Here is a 22009-nt window from a genome sequence, read left to right on the forward strand (position 1 = left end):
CAACTGACGGATCAACGTGCCCAGATCATCACTCGACCCACGCGACTTCGACGACAGATTCGTCAGAACCTGCGCCCCCATGTCGAACTTCATTCGATCCCCCTGCCAAGCTGCGTGAACTCATGTTCCCTCATGCTTATCAACTCGGCGGGGCCGGGGGCAATTGGGGCCAGTGGTGCTGTTGAGAGGCTGTGACAGAACCATCGGCGGCGAGCTTCATGGCGCGGGCACGACCGCGGGCACGACCGCTGGCCGCCGCTGACCGATCGCCGCCGGACGGATCCGGCGCCGCCGGGGCGCCGGTTGCTCACGCTCTGAGACAGAATGCCGTTTGGCACAAGCCGTGTCGCCGCCGGCCACTATTCACATCCGCGCCTGCTGCACAGCTGTTTCACGTCCGCACCGTGTGTGCGGACCGCGCGACGACTCATGGAGTGCAGATTGACTACGACGTTCCGATCTCGTATCACCGCCCGGATAGGGCGCACCTATCTGTCCAGGATCCAGAAGTACGGGATCGGCTCCTCGACGGTCCGGCTGCTCCCCGACGACTTGCTGATGATGCTGCGCAGGGACGGCCTCGACCCGGTGGACAAACTGGCCAGGACCCGGGCGAAGCGGCCGGTGCACAAGGTCTCGCTGCCGTTCGGCATGGACGCCTGGGTGGTCAGCGGCTACGAGGAGTCGAAGGCCGTTCTCGGCTCGGCCGACGGATTCAGCACCGACTTCGCCCACCTCGCGACGAACGCCGGAGTGGCCGCCGAGCAGAGTCCCGGCGGGCTCGGGTTCAGCGATCCTCCTGTGCACACGCGACTGCGCCGCATCCTGACCCCGGAGTTCACGATGCGCCGGCTGCGGCGCCTGACCCCCAGGATCGATGCCATCGTCGAGGAACGCCTCGACGCGATGGCAGCCGCCCGGGGCCCGGTCGACCTGGTGCAGGAGTTCGCACTGCCGATCCCCTCCCTCACGATCTGCGAGCTGCTCGGTGTGCCGTACGAGGACCGCGACGACTTCCAGCAGCTCGCCATGGACCGCTTCGACCTCTTTGCCGGGACGACCGCGCCCTTCGGCGCCATGTCGGAGTCGCTGGACTACTTCAGGGGCGTCGTCAAGGCGCAGCGCGAGAAGCCGGGCGACGGTCTGCTCGGCATGATCGTGCGGGAGCACGGCGACAGCGTCGACGACGAGGAACTCGCGGGCCTCGCCGACGGTGTGCTCACCGGCGGGTTCGAGACGACCGCCAGCACGATCGCCCTCGGCTCCCTCGTACTGCTGCAGAACGGGGACGTCCTGGAGCGAATACGCAACGACGACGCCATGACCGCGCCCTTCGTCGAGGAGGTGCTGCGCTACCTCTCCGCGGTGCAGATCGCCTTCCCCCGGTTCGCCCGCCGCGACATCGAGATAGGCGGCGTGGTCATCCCGCAGGGCGACATGGTGCTCTGCTCGCTGAGCGCCGCCAACCGCGATGCCGGGTACGTCACGGACGACGGGCGCTTCGACCCGCACCGCACCACCTCGGCCGGCCACCTCGCCTTCGGCCACGGTATCCACCGCTGCGTCGGCGCCGAACTGGCACGCATGGAACTGCGCACGGCCTACCCGGCCCTGGCCCGGCGGTTCCCCGGGATGCGGCTCGCCGTCCCGCCCCAGGACCTGGCCTTCCGCAAGCTGTCGATCGTCTACGGCATCGAGTCGCTGCCGGTGCACCTGCGCTGAGACGCTCGTACCGGGTTACGCCGCGGGGCCGGCCGGCGCCGTGGCACCCGGGGGCAGTGGCTGCCGGTGAGTCCGCCGCCGAGGGTCTTGTGGATCTCGGCGCTCGGCTCGTTCAGGCCGGTGATCTCGACGGTCCTTCCGTGCTGTGCGTACTTGGTGACGTCGTCGACCAGCTCGGCGGTCATCAGGGACTCCCATCAGGCCCACCAGCGCCATGGCGAGCGCGTACGGCGCCACGGGGCGATCTGGAGGACGCCGCCCAGGACGACCGCGGCGAGCAGATGACCGAACCCGTGCCGGCGGTTGAGAGGCGCGGCCACCGGGGCGACCGCGTCGGTGGCGGCGGTGATCATCGCGGGCACCCGCCGACGACGGAGACGACCACCGCCATGGTGAACGAGGTGAACAGGCCGATCGCCGGATGACTCCGACGATGATCGAGAACGAGATCGCCTCCGCGAGGTCAGGGCGCTCCCTCGTCACTCGATGCGCGAGGCCGGGAAGGGGCTCCGCCAGGCCGGGGCTCCCTCAGCACTCGATGATGTTCACCGCGAGCCCGCCCCGCGCGGTCTCCTTGTACTTCACGCTCATGTCCGCGCCCGTCTCCTTCATCGTCTTGATGACCTTGTCGAGGGAGACCTTGTGGCTGCCGTCGCCGCGCAGCGCCATCTTCGCCGCCGTGACGGCCTTGACCGCGGCCATGCCGTTGCGCTCGATGCACGGGATCTGGACCAGACCGCCGACCGGGTCGCAGGTGAGGCCCAGGTTGTGTTCCATGCCGATCTCGGCGGCGTTCTCGACCTGCTCGGGGGTGCCGCCGAGGACCTCGGCGAGGGCACCCGCGGCCATGGAGCAGGCGGAGCCGACCTCGCCCTGGCAGCCGACCTCGGCGCCGGAGATCGAGGCGTTCTCCTTGAAGAGCATGCCGATGGCTCCGGCCGCGAGGAGGAAGCGGACCACGCCGTCCTCCTTCTCCGCCTCGGTGGCGCCGCCGGCCGCGAAGTTCATGTAGTAGTGCAGCACCGCCGGGATGATGCCCGCGGCGCCGTTGGTGGGGGCGGTGACGACCCGGCCGCCCGCCGCGTTCTCCTCGTTGACCGCCATCGCGTAGAGGGTGATCCACTCCATCGCGTGGGTCTGCGGGTCGCCCTCGGCCCGCAGCTGGCGGGCGGTGTTCGCGGCGCGGCGGCGGACCTTGAGGCCGCCCGGCAGGATGCCCTCGCGGGACATGCCGCGCGAGACACAGGCCTGCATGACGCGCCAGATGTCCAGCAGACCCGAGCGGATCTCGTCCTCGGTGCGCCAGGCCCGCTCGTTCTCCAGCATCAGCGAGGAGATGGACAGGCCGGTGTCCCTGGAGAGCCGCAGCAGTTCGTCGCCGGTGCGGAAGGGGTGCTTGAGCACGGTGTCGTCGAGCACGATCCGGTCCTCGCCCGCACCATCCCCGCCGAGGGCGTCCGTGTCGACGACGAAGCCGCCGCCGACCGAGTAGTACGTCTTCTCCAGGAGAAGGGCACCGTCGCGGTCGAAGGCGAAGACCGTCATGCCGTTCGCGTGGTACGGGAGGGCCTTGCGGCGGTGCAGGATCAGCTGCTTGTCGGCGTCGAAGTCGATCTCGTGCATGCCGAGGAGGTTGATCCGGCCCGTGCTGCGGATCTGCTCCACCCGGTCGTCGGCGGACTCCACGTCGACCGTGCGGGGCGACTCGCCCTCCAGACCGAGCAGGACGGCCTTGGGGGTGCCGTGGCCGTGACCGGTCGCACCGAGCGAGCCGTACAGCTCGGCGCGTATCGAGGCGGTGTGGGCGATGAGGCCCTCGTTCTTCAGCCGGCGCGCGAACATGCGGGCGGCGCGCATCGGGCCGACCGTATGGGAGCTGGACGGGCCGATGCCGATCGAGAACAGGTCGAAGACCGAGATGGCCACGGGTGACTCCTCAAGGGTTGGTAGACATCGTCGTCTGCCGGGTGGTGCGGTGGGACCGGCCGGTTCGGAGAGCGGCGGGGGACAAGGGATGGGGCACCGCGCTCACTGCCAGTGTGCGCGATGCCCCGCCCGAGGGTGACGAACTGTGTCCCGGACTACTTCAGACCGGGGTACAGCGGGAACTTCTCGGCCAGCGCGACGACACGGGCCTTCAGTGCGTCCGCGTCGTAGGACGGCTTGAGCGCGGCGGCGATGATCTCCGCGACCTCGGTGAAGTCCTCGGCCTGGAAACCGCGGGTCGCCAGGGCCGGCGTACCGATCCGCAGGCCCGAGGTGACCATCGGCGGCCGCGGGTCGTTGGGGATGGCGTTCCGGTTGACCGTGATGCCCAGCTCGTGCAGCCGGTCCTCGGCCTGCTGGCCGTCCAGCTCGGAGTTGCGCAGGTCGACGAGGACCAGGTGGACGTCCGTACCGCCGGACAGCACGGAGACACCGACCTCGGTGACGTCCGGCTGGGCCAGGCGCTCGGCGAGGATGCGGGCGCCGTCCAGGGTGCGCTGCTGGCGCTCCTTGAACTCCTCGGTCGCCGCGACCTTGAACGAGACCGCCTTGGCCGCGATCACGTGCTCCAGCGGGCCGCCCTGCTGGCCCGGGAAGACCGCGGAGTTGATCTTCTTGGCGAGCTCCTGCGTCGACAGGATGACGCCACCACGCGGACCGCCGAGGGTCTTGTGCGTGGTGGTCGTGACCACATGGGCGTGCGGCACCGGGTTGGGGTGCAGACCCGCCGCGACCAGGCCGGCGAAGTGCGCCATGTCGACCATCAGGTACGCGCCGACCTCGTCCGCGATGCGGCGGAAGGCGGCGAAGTCCAGCTGACGGGGGTACGCGGACCAGCCGGCGACGATCAGCTTCGGCTTGGACTCCTTGGCCAGACGCTCGACCTCGGCCATGTCCACGACGCCGGTCTCGTCGACGTGGTACGGGACCACGTTGTAGAGCTTGCCGGAGAAGTTGATCTTCATGCCGTGGGTCAGGTGACCGCCGTGGGCCAGGTTCAGGCCCATGATCGTGTCGCCCGGCTTGAGCAGCGCGAACATCGCGGCGGCGTTGGCCTGCGCACCGGAGTGCGGCTGGACGTTCGCGGCCTCGGCGCCGAACAGCGCCTTGATGCGGTCGATGGCGATCTGCTCGACGACGTCGACGTGCTCGCAGCCGCCGTAGTAGCGGCGGCCGGGGTAGCCCTCGGCGTACTTGTTGGTGAGGACGGAGCCCTGGGCCTCCATGACCGCGACCGGAGCGAAGTTCTCCGAGGCGATCATTTCGAGGGTGGACTGCTGACGGTGGAGCTCGGCGTCGACAGCGGCGGCGACGTCCGGGTCCAGCTCGTGGAGAGAGGAGTTGAGAAGCGACATCAGGTGGTCCCTTGGGGTCTTTAGTTGCCGGAGAACTCGGTGTACTCGTCGGCGGAGAGCAGGTCCTTCGGCTCCTCCGCGACGCGTACCTTGAACAGCCAGCCGCCCTCGAAGGGAGCGGAGTTCACCAGCGACGGGTCGTCCACGACATCCTGGTTCGACTCGGTGACCTCGCCGGTCACCGGCGAGTACAGGTCGCTCACCGACTTGGTCGACTCCAGCTCGCCACAGGTCTCGCCCGCGGTCACCGTGTCACCGACCTTGGGCAGGTCGGCGTAGACGACGTCGCCGAGCGCGTTGGCCGCGAACTCGGTGATGCCGATCGTGGCCACACCGTCCTCGACGGCCGACAGCCACTCGTGCTCCTTGCTGTAACGCAGCTGCTGGGGGTTGCTCATGACCTGAATTCTCCTGTACGCGGGGGAGTGCTGATGAACGGTGGTCTTACGGTGTGAGACGCGACTGCGTCACTTTCCGAGGTGCGCGGACGTCACTTCTGGCGCTTGTAGAACGGCAGCGCCACGACCTCGTACGGCTCGTGGCTGCCCCGGATGTCCACTGCGACGCCCCCGGTGCCGGGCGTGGCGTGCTCGGCGTCGACGTACGCCATGGCGATCGGCTTGCCCAGGGTGGGCGACGGGGCGCCCGAGGTGACCTCGCCGATGACCTCGCCGCCGGCGGTCACGGAGAAGCCGGCGCGCGGCACCCGGCGGCCCTCGGCGACCAGCCCGACCAGCTTGCGCGGCGGGGCGGTCTCGGCGCGCTCGGCGGCGGCCTCCAGGGCCTCGCGGCCGACGAAGTCGCCCTCCTTCTCGAACTTCACGACCCGGCCGAGACCGGCGTCGAACGGGGTGAGCCCGGTGGTCAGCTCGTGCCCGTACAGCGGCATGCCCGCCTCCAGGCGCAGCGTGTCGCGGCAGGAGAGCCCGCACGGGATCAGGCCGTGGGAGGCGCCCGCCTCGGTCAGCGCCTTCCACAGCTGCTCGGCGTGCTCGGGGGCGACGAACAGCTCGAAGCCGTCCTCGCCGGTGTAGCCGGTACGGGCGATCAGCGCGGGGACACCGGCGACCGTGCCGGGCAGACCGGCGTAGTACTTCAGGCCGTCCAGGTCGGCATCGGTGACGGAGGCCAGGATGGCGGGGGACTCGGGGCCCTGGACGGCGAGCAGCGCGTACGCGTCGCGGTCGTCGCGCACCTCGACGTCGAAGCCGTCGGAGCGTGCGGTCAGCGCGTCCAGCACGATCTGGGCGTTGCCCGCGTTGGCGACGACCATGTACTCGGCCGCTCCCAGCCGGTACACGATCAGGTCGTCCAGGATGCCGCCGTCCTCGGCGCAGATCATCGTGTAGCGGGCCCGGCCCACGGCGACGGTGCCGATGTTGCCGACCAGCGCGAAGTTCAGGAAGGCCGCGGCTTCGGCGCCGGTGACGGTGATCTCGCCCATGTGCGACAGGTCGAAGAGGCCGGCCCTGGTGCGCACCGCGTTGTGCTCGTCGCGCTCGCTGGCGTACCGCAGGGGCATGTCCCAGCCCGCGAAGTCGGTCATGGTCGCGCCCAGCGAACGGTGCAGGGCATCGAGGGCGGTGAGGCGGGGGGCGGTGCTCATGGGTGTGACTCCCGGGGCATGACGACGAGGAAGATCCCTCCCCATCTGTCATCGGAACCTGAGAGGTTCGCCGAGAGCCCCTGGAAGGGTTCGGCTTGCACCTTGGGTGGAGCCGCGAAGCGGCCCGCTTTTCAGATCTGCCTCATCCACGCGGTACGGGGCCTGAGAGATTCAAGGGAGGAACTTGCTCCTTCGGCGCCCGGCACATGCAGTGACCGGAACTCTCCCGCGCGGATTCAAGCGGCCTATATGCAGTTGGCCGGGTCATCATCGCACGCATCGGGCCGGAGTGGGGCGTCGGTCCCCTCACGGAATTCAGCGGCGTGGGCGGTTGTGCCGCATTACCTTTTCTTTACACTTCAGGGGCATGTGTGGGGTGACCCGACAGGGGGAGGGCGATGACGTTGCAGCGGTACGCGATGACCGCGGGGGTCGCGCACGGCGCGATGCCCGCACAGGCGGGGGCCCCGGCGAGGGGGCTGTCCGGCCCGCACGCGCCCGTCGTGCGGGATCTCCGGGACCGGTCCGGGCGCAGTCCGCGCGGCCTGCGGTTCGCGGCGGGCGACGTGGTGGTGGTCTCCGGGCTGCCCGGCAGCGGCAAGTCGACGCTCATCCGGCGGGCGGTGACGACGGCGCACGCCATCGACTCCCAGGACACCCGAGACCGCTGGGCGCGGATCATGCCCCGTTTACTCCCGTACGCCCTCTACCGCCCGCTCGTCCGCGCCGCCCACTACTGGGGGCTGTGGCGGGTGCTGCGTTCCGGGGAGTCCGTCGTCGTCCACGACTGCGGGACGCAGTCGTGGGTGCGCGGCTGGCTGGCCCGTGACGCGCGGCGCCGGGGCGGGGTCCTGCATCTCGTCCTGCTCGATGTCACGCCGCAGACGGCGAGGGAGGGGCAGCGGGAGCGCGGACGCGGCGTGTCCGGTTACGCGTTCGCCAGACACCGCAGGGCGGTGGGCAAGCTGCTGCGGGCAACCGAGGCGGGCCTGCTGCCGCCCGGGTGTGCTTCGGCGGTGCTGCTGGACCGGGAGGCGGCGGGGCGGCTCGGCCGGATCTCGTTCGCGGACGTACGGCGCGGGGCCGGGTAGCGAGGGGGCCGGGCGCTGGAGGGCCGGGTAGCCGCGGGGCCGGGTGGCTCCGGGGCCTGGCGTTAATCTTCTGCCGGAAAGCTTGGGCGAGAAGGGGAAGCAGTGGACGTTCCGGCACAGGTCCAGTCCCATCCGCAGGGCGGATGGCCGGCCAATGAGCTCGAAGAAGTGCTGATGGCCTCGGTGGGCATCCCGGAGGCGGGCGGACGGCTCGTCGAGGTGCTCGGGCGCAGCCAGGTCTGGGTGCCGCTGCCCAACGGGGGCGGACCCGACTCGGCGGCCCTGGACCTGCCGACGGTGGAGATCGAGGGCGCTCCGTACGTCCCCGTGTTCAGCTCCGAACAGCAGTTCCTCACCTGTGTCGGCACCCATATGTCCTTCACCGTCGCGCCCGCCCGCGACTTCGCCCGGGGACTGCCCCCGCAGCTCGGCATCGCCGTGAACCCGGGCGGCGCGGTCGGGATGCCGCTGCCGCCGCCCGCCGTGGCCGAACTCTGCCGGGCCGGACGCACTCCGCTGGACGGTCCGGCCAGCGGCGGCAGGGTCCGGCTGTACGAGCCGGACTGGAAGGAGGAGCCCGTCGACTTCCTCGCCGCGGCGGCCGGTGAATTCGAGGAGAGCGGCGTCGTGCTCTCCGCCCGCCGGGCGCTGGCCAGCATCGAGGGCGGCGACCCCGTCCTCTTCATCGGTGTCGAGTTCTCCACCTGGGAAGGCGCGGGGCGCAATGCCCCGATGGACGCCCTCGGCCGCGCTCTCGGCCGGGTCGAGGTGCCCTGGCCGGTCAATCTCGTACTGCTCGATGTGGCACAGGACCCGGTCGGCGACTGGATACGGGAGAAGGTCCGGCCGTTCTACCAGCGAGCGGGCCAGTAGCGCCCGGCGCGGAGCCGACGGCGGGCACCGGCGTGGAACACCGCTTCGACCCATGGCGTCAAGTCGGTGTCAGGACCGGCGCATAAGCTGGTTTCATGGCTGGTGCATCGGCATCGTGCCGCACCCGTGTGCCCGGGAGCGGTGGGCCGACACAGTGGATCGAAGAGGGGCGGGACCAGGTGAGTGCGTCAGGCACCGCGGCGGCCGGGCAGGTCGAGCACATGCTGCGCCAAGTGACGCCCGGACGCTACGACGCGTACGAGGCGCTGCTGCAGGCCCTCGCGAACGACCGGATCTGGATGCTCCTCTGGCACGGCCGGCCGGGCTCGCCCGACGCCCAGTACGGAAACATGGAGGTCGACGGCCTCGGCTACGCCCCCTGTGTGACCTCCGCCCAGGAACTCTCGGCCAGCGGCTGGACCCGCGACCACGAGCTGGTCGGCGGCCGGGACATCGCCCGCGCCCTCTTCCCCGACCGCTGGGGCATCTGGCTCAACCCGCACGCCCCGGGCGGCGGCGTCGGCATCCCCTGGCTGGATCTGCGCCGGATCGCCACCGGCCTCGACCGGATGCCCGCAGGACCGCTCCGGCTCACCGAGCCGGCCATCGAGATCCCGCAGTTCTACGCCCTGCTCACGCAGAACGCCCACCACACCCCGGCGATCCGCTCGCTGCGCCGCGCCTGGGTGCAGCCCGCGCTCGGGGTCCCGTACCTCGCCATCGGTCTCGACCTCTACGACACGAGCCCGCCCTCGGTGGACGCGGCGCGCGCGATGATGCAGCAGTCGATCTCCGCCGTCCCGGACGGGCTGCCCGTCTCCACCGTCGCGATGTCCGACGAGTACGACCCGGTCGCGATGTGGCTGCGCGCCAACTCCCGCCCGTTCTACGACCGCGAGGCGCACGCCCAGGCGTCCCCCGCCGCGGGCTACGGCTACCCGCCGCAGGGTACGTACTGACCTTCCGGCCGCTGCCCCTTCCAGCCGCTGATCCTTCCGGACACCCGCCCGGGCGCCCGGTCGCGTATCCGCGCCCCGAGGAAACGGATGTATGTTCCCGGTACCCGTAATGGACCCTTCGCCCCCAAAGGCTGTAATGCGGTCGTACATTCCCGGTTCCAGGGATGCGGTTGTACGTTCCTGATTTCCGGAACGCGGCCATAAGGCACCAACTCCCCGAATGCGGGCACGCGTTCAGCTTCCCCGTGACGCGCCCGGCCGCCGGTGTCCGAGACCTCCGAGCTGGGTACGTCTGGTGGTGAAAGCGTCGCGAATCGGCGCGCGTGCCCCCCTTCCGTATCAACTGACCTGTGTTCGGGGGGCGTTCACATCCGTCCGGATAACGGAACACCCCAGACCGCATCACGGTTAGGCATCCATTCGTCTGTCGGTATGGCTACCAGCCGTAACGGCAATGAAGACTCCCGCACCAAGGGCGTCTTGCCGCCTCTGTGTACGACTGACTGATCGCGCCGCCACAGCGGCCAGTTCGGCCCGGCCACCGCCGGTTGAGAGGGGTCCTTGTCACGATGACGGCACCACTGCACGAGCCGACCAAGGAAGCGGATCCGATCGCGACCGGCGGTCCCGCAGTCGACTCCGGAGTGAAGAAGGTCGAGGGCCGGTCTCTCAAGCAGATCGCCTGGAACCGCCTGAAGCAGGACAAGGTCGCGCTGGCGGGCGGCATCACCGTGCTCGTCCTGGTCGTGGTGGCGATCTTCGCCCCGCTGATCGTGAGCCTGTTCGGGCACCCGCCGAACGAGTTCCACCAGGACATGCTCGACCCGCTGACCAATCTCCCCACGGGCGACCTCGGCGGCGTGAGCGGCGACTACCTCTTCGGCGTCGAGCCCAACAAGGGGCGCGACATCTTCAGCCGGATCGTCTACGGTGCCCGGATCTCGCTGCTCGTGGCCTTCCTGGCGGCCCTGGTCGCCGTCGCCCTCGGCACCCTCTTCGGGATCATCGCCGGCTACTTCGGCGGCTGGGTGGACGCGCTGATCAGCCGGGTCATGGACGTGCTGCTCTCCTTCCCGCAGCTCCTCTTCATCATCTCCCTGGTCTCGGTGCTCCCCGACGATCTGCTCGGGCTCACCGGCAGCGGCGTCCGCATCGCCGTACTCGTCGCCGTCATCGGCTTCTTCGGCTGGCCGTACGTGGGACGCATCGTCCGCGGCCAGACGCTCTCGCTGCGCGAGCGCGAGTACGTGGAGGCGGCACGCAGCCTCGGCGGCGGGCGGACCCACATCCTCTTCCGCGAGCTGCTGCCGAACCTGGTGGCGCCGATCACCGTCTACGCGACGCTCATGATCCCCACCAACATCCTCACCGAAGCGGCCCTCAGCTTCCTCGGTGCCGGTGTCCGGCCGCCGACCGCCTCCTGGGGCGGGATGCTGCGGGACGCCCTGGAGACGTACGAGCACGACCCGATGTTCATGGTCTTCCCCGGCGTGACGATCTTCATCACCGTGCTGGCCTTCAACCTCTTCGGGGACGGGCTGCGCGATGCCCTGGACCCCAAGGGGACCCGATAACCCACGACTTGCCCCTGCCGCATCGTCAGGTGGCTTTTCCCATGGTTCTCCGGCAAGCAACGGCCTGGGACCGCGATCTCGGAGGTTGCGAGAAAATGTCCACAGTTACCTCGAAACGACGGCTCACCGCTGGTGCGGCCCTCGTGGTCGCGGCGCTGATGACCACCACGGCGTGCGGCGGCGGCGACGGCGACGGCGAAGGCGGCGGCAAGTCGAAGGGCGCCGGCTTCAACGCGGCGTTCAACAAGGTCGCCAACCCGTCCACCAAAAAGGGTGGAACGCTGAAGATGGTCGGCAAGCAGGACCTCGACTCCGCCGACCCCCAGCGTGCCTACTACGGCATGGCCTGGGACTTCATGCGCTTCTACACCCGCCAGCTGGTGTCCTACGACACCAAGCCGGGTGCGGCCTCCACCAAGCTGGTCGGCGACCTGGCCACCGGCCCCGGTGAGATCACCGACGGCGGCAAGACCTACACGTACAAGCTGCGTGACGGACTGACCTGGGAGGACGGCTCCAAGCTGACCTCCAAGGACGTCAAGTACGGCATCGAGCGCATCTGGGCGACGGACACCATCACCGGTGGCCCGCAGTACCTGAAGCAGACGCTGGACCCCAAGAGCGAGTACAAGGGCCCCTACAAGGACAAGTCCGCGGACAAGCTCGGTCTCAAGGCGATCGAGACGCCCGACGACAACACCATCATCTTCAAGCTGCCCAAGCCCAACGGTGACTTCGAGCAGTTCCTCGCCATGCCGTCCGGCTCGCCCGTGAAGGCGGACAAGGACACCGGGGCGAAGTACACCCAGCGCCCGTTCTCCTCCGGCCCGTACAAGTTCGAGACGTACAAGCCGGGCAAGAGCATCGTGCTCGTCCGCAACGACAAGTGGCAGAAGGCCTCCGACCCGCTGCGCGCCGCGCTCCCGGACAAGGTCACCGTGACGATCTCCGCCAACCTGGAGGAGAACGACAAGAAGCTGATGGAGGGCGACTACGACGTCGACCTCAACGGCACCGGCATGACCCAGTCCGGCCGCGTCACCGCCGTCCAGGAGCACAAGGACAGCGTCGACAACATGCAGACGTCCTTCGTCCGCTACGTCGCGCTCGTCCACACCGCCAAGCCGCTGGACGACGTCCACTGCCGCAAGGCCGTCTTCTACGCCACGGACTTCGCCGGTCTCCAGCAGACCCGCGGTGGCGAGATCGCCGGTGGCGCGATCGCCAACAGCACCCTGCCGGTCTCCATCAAGGGTCACAGCGACTACGACCCCTACGGCGTCCTCGCCCGCAAGGGCAAGCCGGATGTCGCCAAGGCCAAGGACGAGCTGAAGCAGTGCGGTCACCCGGAGGGCTTCACCACCAAGCTCACCGCCCGTAACAACAACCCGGGCGAGGTCGACACCGCCGAGGCGCTCCAGGAGCAGCTCGGCAAGGTCGGCATCAAGGTCGAGGTCGACCCGATCGACGGCGCCGAGTCGTCCAGCATCACCGGCTCGCCGTCCGTCGTGAAGAAGCGCGGCTACGGCATGACGATGAGCGGCTGGGGCCCGGACTTCCCGTCCGGCCAGGGTTTCGGCCAGCCGCTGTGGGACAGCCGGTTCCTCTCGGAGACCGGTAACTACAACGAGTCGCAGCTGAAGGACCCGGAGATCGACAAGATCTTCGACCGGGCGATCGCGGAGACCGACCCGGTCAAGGCCGGCGAGATCTACAAGGAGCTCGACAAGCGGATCCTCGACCAGGCCGACTGGATGCCCTTCATCTACGAGAAGAACATCACCTGGCGCGGCAGCCGACTGACGAACGCCTACATGTCCGACGCCTACAACGGCCGTTACGACTACGTCTCGCTCGGCGTCGTCAAGTAGTCGCTGTAGTCAACAGCATTCGCAGTCAACCCGGTTGACTGTTCCACCGCCGCCGAAACCCGCCAGTCCGAAGGGCAGGTGATGGCCGGGGCGGTGGCCGGGAGCCCCCACAAGGGGTTCCCGGCCACCGCCGGGCCGCGCACAGTGCTTGCTTATCTCATCCGGCGCCTGTTCGCCGTAGTCATCATGGTGCTCGTCGTACTGCTCGCGACGTTCACCATCTTCTTCATGCTGCCCAAGTGGGCGGGTCAGGACGTCGCAGTCCTCTTCGCCGGCAAGGCCACCGGTGCCGAGCAGCTCCAGGGCATCCGGATCAAACTGGGTCTCGACGACCCCCTCCTCGTCCAGTTCTGGGACTTCGTCAAGGGCATCCCGATGGGGCGCGACTACGCGAACGGTGATGACGTCACCCACTGCGCCGCTCCCTGCTTCGGCTACTCCTTCCGCACGGAGGTCCCGGTCTGGACCACCCTCAAGGACGCGCTGCCCGTCACCGGCGCGCTCGCCGCCGGTGCCTGCGTCCTGTGGCTCCTCGGCGGTGTCGCCACCGGTGTGGTGTCCGCGCTCCGGCGCGGCAGCATCTGGGACCGTGCCGCGATGACCACGGCTCTCGCCGGTGTCTCGCTGCCGATCTTCTTCACCGGCATGGTCGCGATGGGCCTGTTCGTGCACAACTTCGGCTGGGTGCACATCGCCGACAACCTCTCCACGGACGACAGCATCGGCGCCTGGTTCCAGACGCTGATCCTGCCGTGGATCGTGCTCGCCTTCCTGAACGCCGCGATGTATGCCCGGCTCACCAGAGCCACCATGCTCGAAGTGCTCGGCGAGGACTACATCCGTACCGCCCGCTCCAAGGGCCTGGGCGAGGGCACCGTCATCACCCGGCACGCCCTGCGTTCCGCGATGACGCCGATCCTCACCGTCTTCGGCCTCGACATCGGCGTGCTCCTCGGTGGCGCCGTCCTCACCGAGTCCACGTTCAACCTGCCCGGTCTCGGGCTCGCCGCGGTCCAGGCCATCAGCAACAAGGACCTGCCGGTGATTCTCGGCGTCACCCTGTTCGCGGCTCTCGCGATCGCCGTCGCCAACCTCGTCGTCGACATCATGTACGCCGTCATCGACCCGCGAGTGAGGCTGGGATGACCGAACTGCAAAAGAGCGGTGCCGCGCTGGGCGAACCCTCCCCGGCCGGCTCGCCCGCTCCCACCGCCTTCCTCGAAGTGCGCGACCTCAAGGTGCACTTCCCGACCGACGACGGCCTGGTCAAGTCCGTCGACGGGCTCAACTTCCAGCTGGAGAAGGGCAAGACCCTCGGCATCGTCGGCGAGTCCGGCTCCGGCAAGTCCGTCACCTCGCTGGGCATCATGGGCCTGCACACCGCAGGCCAGTACGGCAAGCGCAAGGCACAGGTCTCCGGCGAGATCTGGCTGGACGGCAAGGAGCTGCTGTCCGCCGACCCCGACGAGGTGCGCAAGCTGCGCGGCCGCGACATGGCCATGATCTTCCAGGACCCGCTGTCCGCGCTGCACCCGTACTACACGATCGGCAAGCAGATCGTGGAGGCGTACCGGGTCCATCACAGCGTCGACAAGAAGACCGCCCGCAAGCGGGCGGTCGAGATGCTCGACCGGGTCGGCATCCCGCAGCCCGACAAGCGCGTCGACAGCTACCCGCACGAGTTCTCCGGCGGCATGCGCCAGCGCGCGATGATCGCCATGTCGCTGGTCAACAACCCCGAGTTGCTGATCGCCGACGAGCCGACGACCGCGCTGGACGTCACCGTCCAGGCGCAGATCCTGGACCTGATCCGGGACCTGCAGAAGGAGTTCGGCTCCGCGGTCATCATCATCACCCACGACCTGGGCGTGGTGGCCGAGCTCGCCGACGACATCCTGGTGATGTACGGCGGGCGCTGCGTCGAGCGCGGACCGGCCGAGAAGGTGTTCTACGAGCCCCGGCACCCCTACACCTGGGGTCTGCTGGGCTCGATGCCGCGACTCGACCGCGACCAGACCGACCGGCTCATCCCGGTCAAGGGTTCCCCGCCGTCGCTCATCAACATCCCGTCGGGCTGCGCCTTCAACCCGCGCTGCCCGTACGCGGACGTGCCCAAGGACGACGTCACCCGCACCGTACGGCCCGAGCTGCAGGAGGTCGGCAGCCGGCACTGGGCGGCCTGCCACATGTCGCAGGAGCAGCGGGAGCGTATCTGGACCGAAGAGATTGCGCCCAAGCTGTGAGCGAGGACAAGGCCGTGACGAGCGAGGACAAGGGCGTGGACGTTCCGGCGCAGAGGTCTGCCGGACACGGCGCGCCGGCCGGTGACACCGCCTCCCGCGAGGTGCTGCTCAAGGTGACCGGGCTGCAGAAGCACTTCCCCATCAAGAAGGGGCTGCTGCAGCGCAGCGCCGGTGCCGTGAAGGCCGTCGACGGGATCGACTTCGAGGTGCACTCGGGCGAGACCCTGGGTGTCGTCGGCGAGTCCGGCTGCGGGAAGTCGACGATGGGCCGGCTGATCACCCGACTGCTCGAACCCACCGCGGGGAAGATCGAGTTCGAGGGGAAGGACATCACGCACCTCGGCGTGGGCCAAATGCGCCCGATGCGCCGGGACATGCAGATGATCTTCCAGGACCCGTACTCCTCGCTGAACCCGCGGCACACGATCGGCACGATCGTGGGCGCCCCCTTCAAGCTGCAGGGCGTCACGCCCGACGGCGGCGTCAAGAAGGAGGTGCAGCGGCTGCTGGAGGTCGTGGGCCTGAACCCCGAGCACTACAACCGCTACCCGCACGAGTTCTCCGGCGGCCAGCGGCAGCGCATCGGGATCGCCCGCGCACTGGCGCTCAACCCCAAGCTGGTCGTGGCGGACGAGCCGGTGTCGGCGCTGGACGTCTCGATCCAGGCGCAGGTGGTGAACCTGCTCGACGACCTCCAGACCGAGCTGGGCCTCACCTACGTGATCATCGCCCATGACCTGTCGGTCGTCCGGCACGTCTCGGACCGGATCGCGGTGATGTACCTCGGCAAGATCGTGGAGCTGGCCGACCGCGAGTCGCTCTACAAGGCGCCGATGCACCCGTACACCAAGGCGCTGCTGTCGGCGGTTCCGATCCCGGACCCGAAGCGCCGTTCGGCCAAGAGCGAGCGGATTCTGCTCAAGGGTGATGTGCCTTCGCCGATCTCACCGCCCAGCGGCTGCCGCTTCCACACCCGGTGCTGGAAGGCGACGCAGGTCTGCAAGACGCAGGAACCGCCGCTGGTCGCGCTGAAGACCGGACACCAGGTGGCCTGCCACCACCCGGAGAACGCACCCGACCAGGTGCCCGGCGAGACGGTGACGGCAGCGGCGCGCGAGGCGATCCAGATCGTCGAGGTCCGGAAGGCGGAGGCCGCCGAGGTACAGAAGCCGGAGGCTGCCGAAGCGCGGAAGGCGGAGGCCGACGAGACCGCGGTGGACGGCGGCAGCGCCTCGCCCGATACGCCGGAGGACAGCCCGAAGGAGTAGTACCGGCACAATTGCCCGGTGCTCAACGAACTGTTCACGCCCTCCGTCCAGCATGCGCTCGACATCGTCGGAATCTTCGTCTTCGCGATCTCCGGCGCTCTGCTCGCCGTACGCAAGAACTTCGATGTCTTCGGCATCGCGGTGCTCGCCGAGGTGACCGCGCTGGGCGGAGGGCTGTTCCGTGACATCGTCATCGGGGCGGTCCCGCCCGCGGCGTTCACGGATCTCGGCTACTTCACCACCCCGCTCCTCGCCGCCGTCCTGGTGTTCTTCATGCACCCGCACGTCGAGCGGATCCAGGTCGGCGTCAACGTCTTCGACGCGGCGGGCCTCGGGCTGTTCTGCGTCACGGGCACGGTCAAGGCGTACGACTACGGCCTGGGCCTCACCGCGTCGGCGGCCCTGGGGCTGGCCACCGCGGTCGGCGGCGGTGTGCTGCGTGACGTACTGGCCAACGAGGTGCCCTCGCTGCTGCGCTGGGACCGCGACCTGTACGCGGTGCCCGCCATCGTCGGCGCCACGATGATCGTTCTGTGCATCCGCTTCGAGACGCTCAACGCGTTCACCAGTGGCACCGCCGTGATCACGGCGTTCGTGCTGCGACTGCTGTCCATGCGCTACCACTGGAGGGCCCCGCGCGCCTACAACCGGAAGTCCGCGACGGCCGAGGAGGGCTCCGCGACCACCTGAGGCGGCGCTGTGATTCCCATCAAAAAGCTACCGCTCAGTAATACAATCGGTGTACGGTGCATCGCATGGCACAGGCAGCAGAGCAGTCGGCAGAGCAGTCGGCAGATCAGGCGGCGCAGACCGGACCGGCGACCATCGGGGACAGCGAGTTCGACCGCGACACCTCCGTCACCCTTCGCGAAGAGGGCGTGTACGACGCCGAGCTGTCCGCCGGATGGACGATCATCCATGCCGTCAACGGCGGCTATCTGCTGGCCACCCTGGGCCGCGCGCTCGGCCAGGCCCTGCCGCACCCGGACCCCTTCTCCGTGTCCGCGCACTACCTCACCGCGTCCGTCCCCGGCCCCGCGGTGATCCGGACCCAGACCGTCCGCACCGGCCGCACGCTGTCCACCGGCCAGGCCTCCCTCCTCCAGTTCGCGGAGGACGGCACGGAGGTCGAGCGCATCCGGGTCATCGCCACCTACGGCGACCTGGACGCCCTGCCCGACGAGGTCCGCACGTCGGCGAAGCCGCCGGCCATCCCGCCGATGGAGCACTGCTTCGGCCCGGGCGACGGCCCGGCCCCGATCCCCGGCAGCTCCGCCATCACCGGACGGCTCGACATCAAGCTCGACCCGGCGACGGTCGGCTGGGCCGTCGGCGCACCCTCCGGCAAGGGCGAGATGCGCGGCTGGTTCGGCCTCTCGGACGGCCGCGACGCCGACCCGCTCTCGCTGCTGCTCACCGTCGACGCACTGCCGCCCACCTCGTTCGAGCTGGGCCTCAAGGGCTGGACGCCGACCATCGAGCTCACCACCCACATCCGCTGCCGTCCCGTCCCCGGCCCGCTGCGTGTCGCCATCACCACCCGCAACCTCGCGGGCGGCTTCCTGGAGGAGGACGCGGAGGTCTGGGACAGCGCGGACCGGCTGGTGGCCCAGTCCCGCCAGCTGGCGCGCGCACCGCGCTCCTGACGTCCGGCGGCGGCAGGGACGGGGTGGGGCAGGGGCGGAGGCAGCGGCCGGGGAAGCTGGTGAGGTGAAATCCGACCGGCTGCTCTCGATCCTCCTGCTGCTCCGGACCCGCGGCCTGGTGCCCGCCACCGAGCTCGCCGAGCGCCTCGAAGTTTCCGTACGCACCATCTACCGCGACATCGAGGCGCTCTCCGCCTCCGGCGTCCCGGTCTACGCCGAGCGGGGGCGGCACGGCGGCATCGCCCTGCTGCCGGGGTTCCGTACCGATGTCACCGGGCTGACCGCCGACGAGGCGCGCGCCCTCTTCGTCCTTGCCGCCGAGGGCGCCCATGCCGCACTCGGCCTCGACGAAGCGCTCGGGTCCGCGCTGCGCAAGGTGATGGCCGCCCTGCCCGAACCGCACCGGCCCGCCGCCGAACTGACCAGCAGGCGGATCCTGGTCGACCCGATGCGCTGGATGAGCGGCCCGCAGCCGGCCGTCGACGTGGCCGAACTGCACGACGCCGTCTTCGCCGACCGGCGGCTGCGACTGGACTACCGCCACAGCGGTACGAGGACCCCGCGCACCTACACCGTCGATCCGTACGGCCTCGTCGTGAAGGCGGGTGTCTGGTACCTGGTGGCGGACCGGGACGGGATGCCCCGGCTCTTCAGGGCCGACCGGGTGCGACAGGCCGTCCTCACGGACGAACCGGTCGTGCGCCGACCCGGGGTGGAGCTGGCGGACCTGTGGGACGAGCTGCGCAGGCGGGTCGAGGAGCGGCCGGAGCGGGTGCGGCTGCGGGTGCGCGTGCACCGTTCCCGGCTCGATCTGTTCGTGCGCCTCCACGCCGGGGCGCTGACGGGGGAGCCGCGGCCAGAGGGGCGGGGGGAGGGGACCGGGGAGCACGGTGACCGGGCGCCGGGCGAGGAGCGCGGAGACCGGACGCCGGGCGAGGAGCAGGGGGATTGGCTGCGGGCCGAGCTGGCCGTGGACTCGGTCGAGTGGGCCCGCGCCCTGCTCTCCTTCGGCCCGAACGTCGAAGTGCTCTCACCGCCCGAGGCACGGGACATCCTCGCCCGTCACGCGGCGGCGGTCGTGGAACTGTACGGCGAGGCGGGCGCGCCCTAAGGGGTATCGGTGCTGCTCGTGTCGTCCAGCCAGTGCAGCCTGCCGAGGTTGATCAGTCCCAGCCGGCGGCGGGCCACCCGGGCCACCTCCTGCTCGCCGTCCGGCCCCGCGTCCAGCAGCGCCGACGTGGTGATCACCATGAGGTCGACATAGAGGCCGCCCAGCATCAGCAGGTCCTCCTCGCTCCAGCCCCTGGACTGCGGTTCCCTGGCGATGGCTGCCGCCATCTCCGCGGCGAAAAGTCGCAGTTGGGCCGCTATGGCCTCGCGGACCGGGCCGACGCCGCCATGCTGTTCGCGGGCGATGAAACGGAAGTGGGCGGGCTGCTCACAGACATGACGCAAGGTCAGCTCGACGCTGCGGTCCAGGCGTTCCTCGCTGTCACCGGTCTCGGCGAGCGTCGCGCCGATCACGCCGTGCAGGCTGCCCAGCGCCTCCTCGACGAGCGCCACACCGAGCGCCGCCGTGTCGTCGAAGTGCCGGTAGAAGGCGGTGGGCGTGACGCCGGCGGCCCGGGTCACCTCGCGCAGCCCGAGGCTGCCGAGGCTCTGGTGCTCCAGGAGTCCGAGTGCGGCATCCAGCAGTGCCTGACGGGTTCTCAGCTTCTGGATCCGGCGGATGCCGACGGTGTGACTCATGCCATTCAGTAAACAACTGTTCTCCGGAGCGGGGAAGTGCCGCACGGGTCTAGACTGGGCAGTCAGTGAACAGTCGTACTCTCAAACGCTCGTGGAGAGCTCGCAGAAAGGCTGAACATGGTCGTCCTCGTCGCCGCCCTGCTCCTCCTCGGGGTCGTGCTCGGAGCGGTGGTCCAGATTCCGCTGCCGCTGACCTTCGCGCTCGCCACCGTGATCGGCTGCTGGCTGCTGATCTTCGCCGTGCGGGAGCGGGCCTGCGCGCAGCGCCGTTCGCGCTGACCGTCGCCTCGATCACCGTCCCGACCGTCGCCCCGACCACAGTTCCGAAGGAGCCCGCACCATGACACTCACCGCATCGGTCCACTGCCGCAAAGCGGACGACAGGCCGGCCGTCGAGGCCGGAGCCGGGCCCGGCTCCGAGCCCGTGGCCACCGCCGGGACCCGGACCGACAGCCGCGGGGACCGGACCCGGGACGCCGACGGGCTGGCCGTCGCCTCGTTCGTCCTCGGGCTCGTCGGTCTGCTGGTGATGAACATCCTGCTCGGCCCGGCCGCGATCGTCATGGCGGTCGTCGCCCTCGTCCGTTCCACCTCCCGCCGTGGCCGAGCCTTCCTCGGGCTCGCACTCGGCATCGCCGACCTCGTGGTGCTGGCCTGCCTGGTCACCGGCTCCGGCACCGTCTCCTGGAACTTCGCCGGCTGACCGGGGCCGCGAACGGGCCGCCCCACACAGCCCGCCCCACACGGCGCGCCCCACACAACCCGTCACGCACGACCGGATCGGGCTCCGGATCGGTGCGGGCGACCGGGTGCCGCGACCGGTGCGCGGGGACCGGGCCGCGATGCGCCCGGCATACGCCCCGCCCGGGGCTCGTAGAATCGAGCCCACCATGGCTTACCTCGACCACGCCGCGACCACGCCGATGCTTCCGGAGGCGATCGCGGCGATGACCGCCCAGCTCGCCGTCACCGGCAACGCGTCCTCACTGCACGCCGCCGGGCGCCGGGCCCGCCGTACCGTCGAGGAGTCGAGAGAGACCCTCGCCGATGCCCTCGGCGCACGCCCCAGCGAGGTGGTCTTCACCTCCGGAGGGACCGAGGCCGACAACCTCGCCGTGAAGGGCCTGTACTGGGCCCGCCGCGATGCCGACCCCCGTCGTACCCGGGTGCTGGCCAGCCCGGTCGAGCACCACGCGGTGCTGGACGCGGTCGACTGGCTCGCCGAACACGAGGGCGCGAACGTCGAACACCTCCCCGTCGACCGGTACGGACGCGTCCACCCGGACGTACTGCGCGAGGCGATCCTCCGCGACCCCGACGATGTCGCGCTGGTCACCGTGATGTGGGCCAACAACGAGATCGGCACCATCATGCCGGTACGCGAACTGGCCGACGTGGCCCGTGAGTTCGACGTACCGATGCATGCGGACGCGGTGCAGGCCTTCGGGCAGCTGGAAGTCGACTTCGCCCGGTCCGGGCTGGCCGCGATGACGGTCAGCGCGCACAAGATCGGCGGACCGTTCGGCATCGGCGCGCTCCTGCTCGGCCGCGACTACACCCCCGTACCCGTGCTCCACGGCGGCGGCCAGGAGCGGCACGTCCGCTCGGGCACCCTCGACACGCCCGCCATCGCCGCTTTCGCCCTGGCGGGGCGGCTGGCCGCCGACGGGCGCGAGGAGTTCGCCCGCGAGATCGGCGGGCTCCGCGACGAACTGGTCGCGGCCGTGCTGGCGGCCGTGCCCGATGCCGTCCTCGGCGGCGACCCGGCCCCCGGCGGCCGGCTCCCCGCCAACGCCCACTTCACCTTCCCCGGCTGCGAGGGCGACTCCCTGCTCCTGCTGCTGGACGCCCAGGGCATCGAATGCTCCACCGGCTCGGCGTGCACCGCCGGGATCGCCCAGCCCAGCCACGTACTGCTGGCCACCGGCACCGACCCGGACCTGGCCCGCGGCACCCTGCGCTTCTCGCTCGGCCACACATCCACCGAGCAGGACATCGACGAGGTGGCCCGCGCGATCGGACCGGCGGTGGAGCGGGCGCGCGTGGCCGGCCTCAGCTGAACCCGG

Annotated in this window: 21 protein-coding genes, 1 pseudogene and 1 riboswitch; of the genes and pseudogenes, 15 read left to right on the forward strand and 7 right to left on the reverse strand. The window is 69.9% G+C overall.

Annotated features, from left to right (window positions below; genetic code table 11):
- Positions 1–441: 441 nt before the first annotated feature.
- Positions 442–1722 carry a cytochrome P450 gene (locus tag ABZY11_RS23300; RefSeq protein WP_356480999.1) on the forward strand — a complete coding sequence of 427 codons (1281 nt, stop codon included), beginning with the start codon at positions 442–444 and terminating at the stop codon, positions 1720–1722.
- Here ABZY11_RS23300 and ABZY11_RS23305 read toward each other — a convergent pair.
- The 6 genes and pseudogenes from ABZY11_RS23305 to gcvT form a co-directional block, all read right to left on the reverse strand.
- Positions 1686–1907, reverse strand: a complete 222-nt coding sequence (locus ABZY11_RS23305) for a hypothetical protein (RefSeq protein ID WP_356481000.1) — start codon at positions 1905–1907, stop codon at positions 1686–1688. The genes ABZY11_RS23300 and ABZY11_RS23305 overlap by 37 nt on opposite strands.
- 57 nt (positions 1908–1964) lie before the next feature.
- Positions 1965–2238 (reverse strand): annotated as a pseudogene (locus ABZY11_RS23310) (hypothetical protein); the annotation flags it as partial.
- Between the two features lie 12 nt (positions 2239–2250).
- Positions 2251–3648 (reverse strand): L-serine ammonia-lyase, encoded by a 1398-nt coding sequence (locus ABZY11_RS23315; RefSeq protein WP_356481001.1) that lies wholly within the window; start codon positions 3646–3648, stop codon positions 2251–2253.
- A gap of 155 nt (positions 3649–3803) precedes the next feature.
- Positions 3804–5063, reverse strand: a complete 1260-nt coding sequence (glyA, locus tag ABZY11_RS23320; RefSeq protein WP_356481002.1) for a serine hydroxymethyltransferase — start codon at positions 5061–5063, stop codon at positions 3804–3806.
- 20 nt (positions 5064–5083) lie between these two features.
- Positions 5084–5461: a glycine cleavage system protein GcvH gene (gcvH, locus tag ABZY11_RS23325; RefSeq protein ID WP_356481003.1), complete on the reverse strand. Its 378-nt coding sequence runs from the start codon at positions 5459–5461 to the stop codon at positions 5084–5086.
- A 92-nt stretch (positions 5462–5553) separates the two neighbouring features.
- Positions 5554–6669, reverse strand: coding sequence for a glycine cleavage system aminomethyltransferase GcvT (gcvT, locus tag ABZY11_RS23330; protein ID WP_356481004.1), 1116 nt, complete (start codon positions 6667–6669; stop codon positions 5554–5556).
- Between the two features lie 141 nt (positions 6670–6810).
- A riboswitch (glycine riboswitch) is annotated at positions 6811–6908 on the reverse strand.
- Between the two features lie 159 nt (positions 6909–7067).
- On the opposite strand from gcvT, the gene ABZY11_RS23335 reads away from it, so the two are divergent.
- The 11 genes from ABZY11_RS23335 to ABZY11_RS23385 all read left to right on the forward strand — a co-directional run bounded on the left by ABZY11_RS23335 (position 7068) and on the right by ABZY11_RS23385 (position 19305).
- Positions 7068–7760 (forward strand): AAA family ATPase, encoded by a 693-nt coding sequence (locus ABZY11_RS23335; RefSeq protein WP_356481005.1) that lies wholly within the window; start codon positions 7068–7070, stop codon positions 7758–7760.
- 102 nt (positions 7761–7862) lie between these two features.
- Positions 7863–8633, forward strand: a complete 771-nt coding sequence (locus tag ABZY11_RS23340) for an enhanced serine sensitivity protein SseB (RefSeq protein WP_356481006.1) — start codon at positions 7863–7865, stop codon at positions 8631–8633.
- A 179-nt stretch (positions 8634–8812) separates the two neighbouring features.
- The gene (locus ABZY11_RS23345; RefSeq protein ID WP_356481007.1) at positions 8813–9592 is read left to right on the forward strand and encodes an enhanced serine sensitivity protein SseB C-terminal domain-containing protein; all 780 of its coding nucleotides are present in this window, start codon (positions 8813–8815) and stop codon (positions 9590–9592) included.
- Between the two features lie 569 nt (positions 9593–10161).
- Positions 10162–11166, forward strand: a complete 1005-nt coding sequence (locus tag ABZY11_RS23350; protein ID WP_356481008.1) for an ABC transporter permease — start codon at positions 10162–10164, stop codon at positions 11164–11166.
- A gap of 95 nt (positions 11167–11261) precedes the next feature.
- Positions 11262–13037, forward strand: a complete 1776-nt coding sequence (locus ABZY11_RS23355) for an ABC transporter substrate-binding protein (RefSeq protein ID WP_356481009.1) — start codon at positions 11262–11264, stop codon at positions 13035–13037.
- Positions 13038–13181: 144 nt separating this feature from the next.
- Positions 13182–14183: an ABC transporter permease gene (locus ABZY11_RS23360; RefSeq protein ID WP_356481032.1), complete on the forward strand. Its 1002-nt coding sequence runs from the start codon at positions 13182–13184 to the stop codon at positions 14181–14183.
- A complete protein-coding gene (locus tag ABZY11_RS23365; protein ID WP_356481010.1) occupies positions 14180–15280 on the forward strand; it encodes an ABC transporter ATP-binding protein in 1101 nt (366 codons plus the stop codon). Before ABZY11_RS23360 ends, ABZY11_RS23365 begins: the two co-directional genes overlap by 4 nt.
- The gene (locus tag ABZY11_RS23370; protein WP_356481011.1) at positions 15277–16548 is read left to right on the forward strand and encodes a dipeptide ABC transporter ATP-binding protein; all 1272 of its coding nucleotides are present in this window, start codon (positions 15277–15279) and stop codon (positions 16546–16548) included. The genes ABZY11_RS23365 and ABZY11_RS23370 overlap by 4 nt, the downstream gene beginning before the upstream one ends.
- 18 nt (positions 16549–16566) lie before the next feature.
- Positions 16567–17238, forward strand: a complete 672-nt coding sequence (locus ABZY11_RS23375) for a trimeric intracellular cation channel family protein (protein ID WP_356481012.1) — start codon at positions 16567–16569, stop codon at positions 17236–17238.
- Between the two features lie 65 nt (positions 17239–17303).
- Positions 17304–18194, forward strand: a complete 891-nt coding sequence (locus ABZY11_RS23380; RefSeq protein ID WP_356481013.1) for a thioesterase family protein — start codon at positions 17304–17306, stop codon at positions 18192–18194.
- Positions 18195–18258: 64 nt separating this feature from the next.
- Positions 18259–19305: a YafY family protein gene (locus tag ABZY11_RS23385; protein ID WP_356481014.1), complete on the forward strand. Its 1047-nt coding sequence runs from the start codon at positions 18259–18261 to the stop codon at positions 19303–19305.
- Here ABZY11_RS23385 and ABZY11_RS23390 read toward each other — a convergent pair.
- The gene (locus ABZY11_RS23390; RefSeq protein ID WP_356481015.1) at positions 19302–19943 is read right to left on the reverse strand and encodes a TetR family transcriptional regulator; all 642 of its coding nucleotides are present in this window, start codon (positions 19941–19943) and stop codon (positions 19302–19304) included. The genes ABZY11_RS23385 and ABZY11_RS23390 overlap by 4 nt on opposite strands.
- Positions 19944–20060: 117 nt before the next feature.
- On the opposite strand from ABZY11_RS23390, the gene ABZY11_RS23395 reads away from it, so the two are divergent.
- The 3 genes from ABZY11_RS23395 (at position 20061) to ABZY11_RS23405 (ending at position 22003) form a co-directional block, all read left to right on the forward strand.
- Complete coding sequence (locus ABZY11_RS23395; RefSeq protein WP_356481016.1) at positions 20061–20222, forward strand: hypothetical protein; 162 nt, start codon at positions 20061–20063, stop codon at positions 20220–20222.
- A gap of 61 nt (positions 20223–20283) precedes the next feature.
- Positions 20284–20646: a DUF4190 domain-containing protein gene (locus ABZY11_RS23400; protein ID WP_356481017.1), complete on the forward strand. Its 363-nt coding sequence runs from the start codon at positions 20284–20286 to the stop codon at positions 20644–20646.
- A gap of 187 nt (positions 20647–20833) precedes the next feature.
- Entirely contained in the window at positions 20834–22003 is a 1170-nt protein-coding gene (locus ABZY11_RS23405; protein ID WP_356481018.1) for a cysteine desulfurase family protein, read from the forward strand.
- Positions 22004–22009: the final 6 nt, after the last annotated feature.

Origin of the sequence: Streptomyces sp. NPDC006510 (assembly GCF_040611955.1) — a bacterium.
Lineage (GTDB): Bacteria > Actinomycetota > Actinomycetes > Streptomycetales > Streptomycetaceae > Streptomyces.

Excerpts from the sequence above, each read along its gene's own strand:
- ABZY11_RS23305 (WP_356481000.1), bottom strand. The coding sequence starts at position 1,907 with ATGACCGCCGAGCTGGTCGACGACGTCACCAAGTACGCACAGCACGGA.
- glyA (WP_356481002.1), bottom strand. The coding sequence starts at position 5,063 with ATGTCGCTTCTCAACTCCTCTCTCCACGAGCTGGACCCGGACGTCGCC.
- gcvH (WP_356481003.1), bottom strand. The coding sequence starts at position 5,461 with ATGAGCAACCCCCAGCAGCTGCGTTACAGCAAGGAGCACGAGTGGCTG.
- gcvT (WP_356481004.1), bottom strand. The coding sequence starts at position 6,669 with ATGAGCACCGCCCCCCGCCTCACCGCCCTCGATGCCCTGCACCGTTCG.
- ABZY11_RS23335 (WP_356481005.1), top strand. The coding sequence starts at position 7,068 with ATGACGTTGCAGCGGTACGCGATGACCGCGGGGGTCGCGCACGGCGCG.
- ABZY11_RS23350 (WP_356481008.1), top strand. The coding sequence starts at position 10,162 with ATGACGGCACCACTGCACGAGCCGACCAAGGAAGCGGATCCGATCGCG.
- ABZY11_RS23355 (WP_356481009.1), top strand. The coding sequence starts at position 11,262 with ATGTCCACAGTTACCTCGAAACGACGGCTCACCGCTGGTGCGGCCCTC.
- ABZY11_RS23365 (WP_356481010.1), top strand. The coding sequence starts at position 14,180 with ATGACCGAACTGCAAAAGAGCGGTGCCGCGCTGGGCGAACCCTCCCCG.
- ABZY11_RS23380 (WP_356481013.1), top strand. The coding sequence starts at position 17,304 with ATGGCACAGGCAGCAGAGCAGTCGGCAGAGCAGTCGGCAGATCAGGCG.
- ABZY11_RS23390 (WP_356481015.1), bottom strand. The coding sequence starts at position 19,943 with ATGAGTCACACCGTCGGCATCCGCCGGATCCAGAAGCTGAGAACCCGT.
- ABZY11_RS23395 (WP_356481016.1), top strand. The coding sequence starts at position 20,061 with ATGGTCGTCCTCGTCGCCGCCCTGCTCCTCCTCGGGGTCGTGCTCGGA.
- ABZY11_RS23400 (WP_356481017.1), top strand. The coding sequence starts at position 20,284 with ATGACACTCACCGCATCGGTCCACTGCCGCAAAGCGGACGACAGGCCG.
- ABZY11_RS23405 (WP_356481018.1), top strand. The coding sequence starts at position 20,834 with ATGGCTTACCTCGACCACGCCGCGACCACGCCGATGCTTCCGGAGGCG.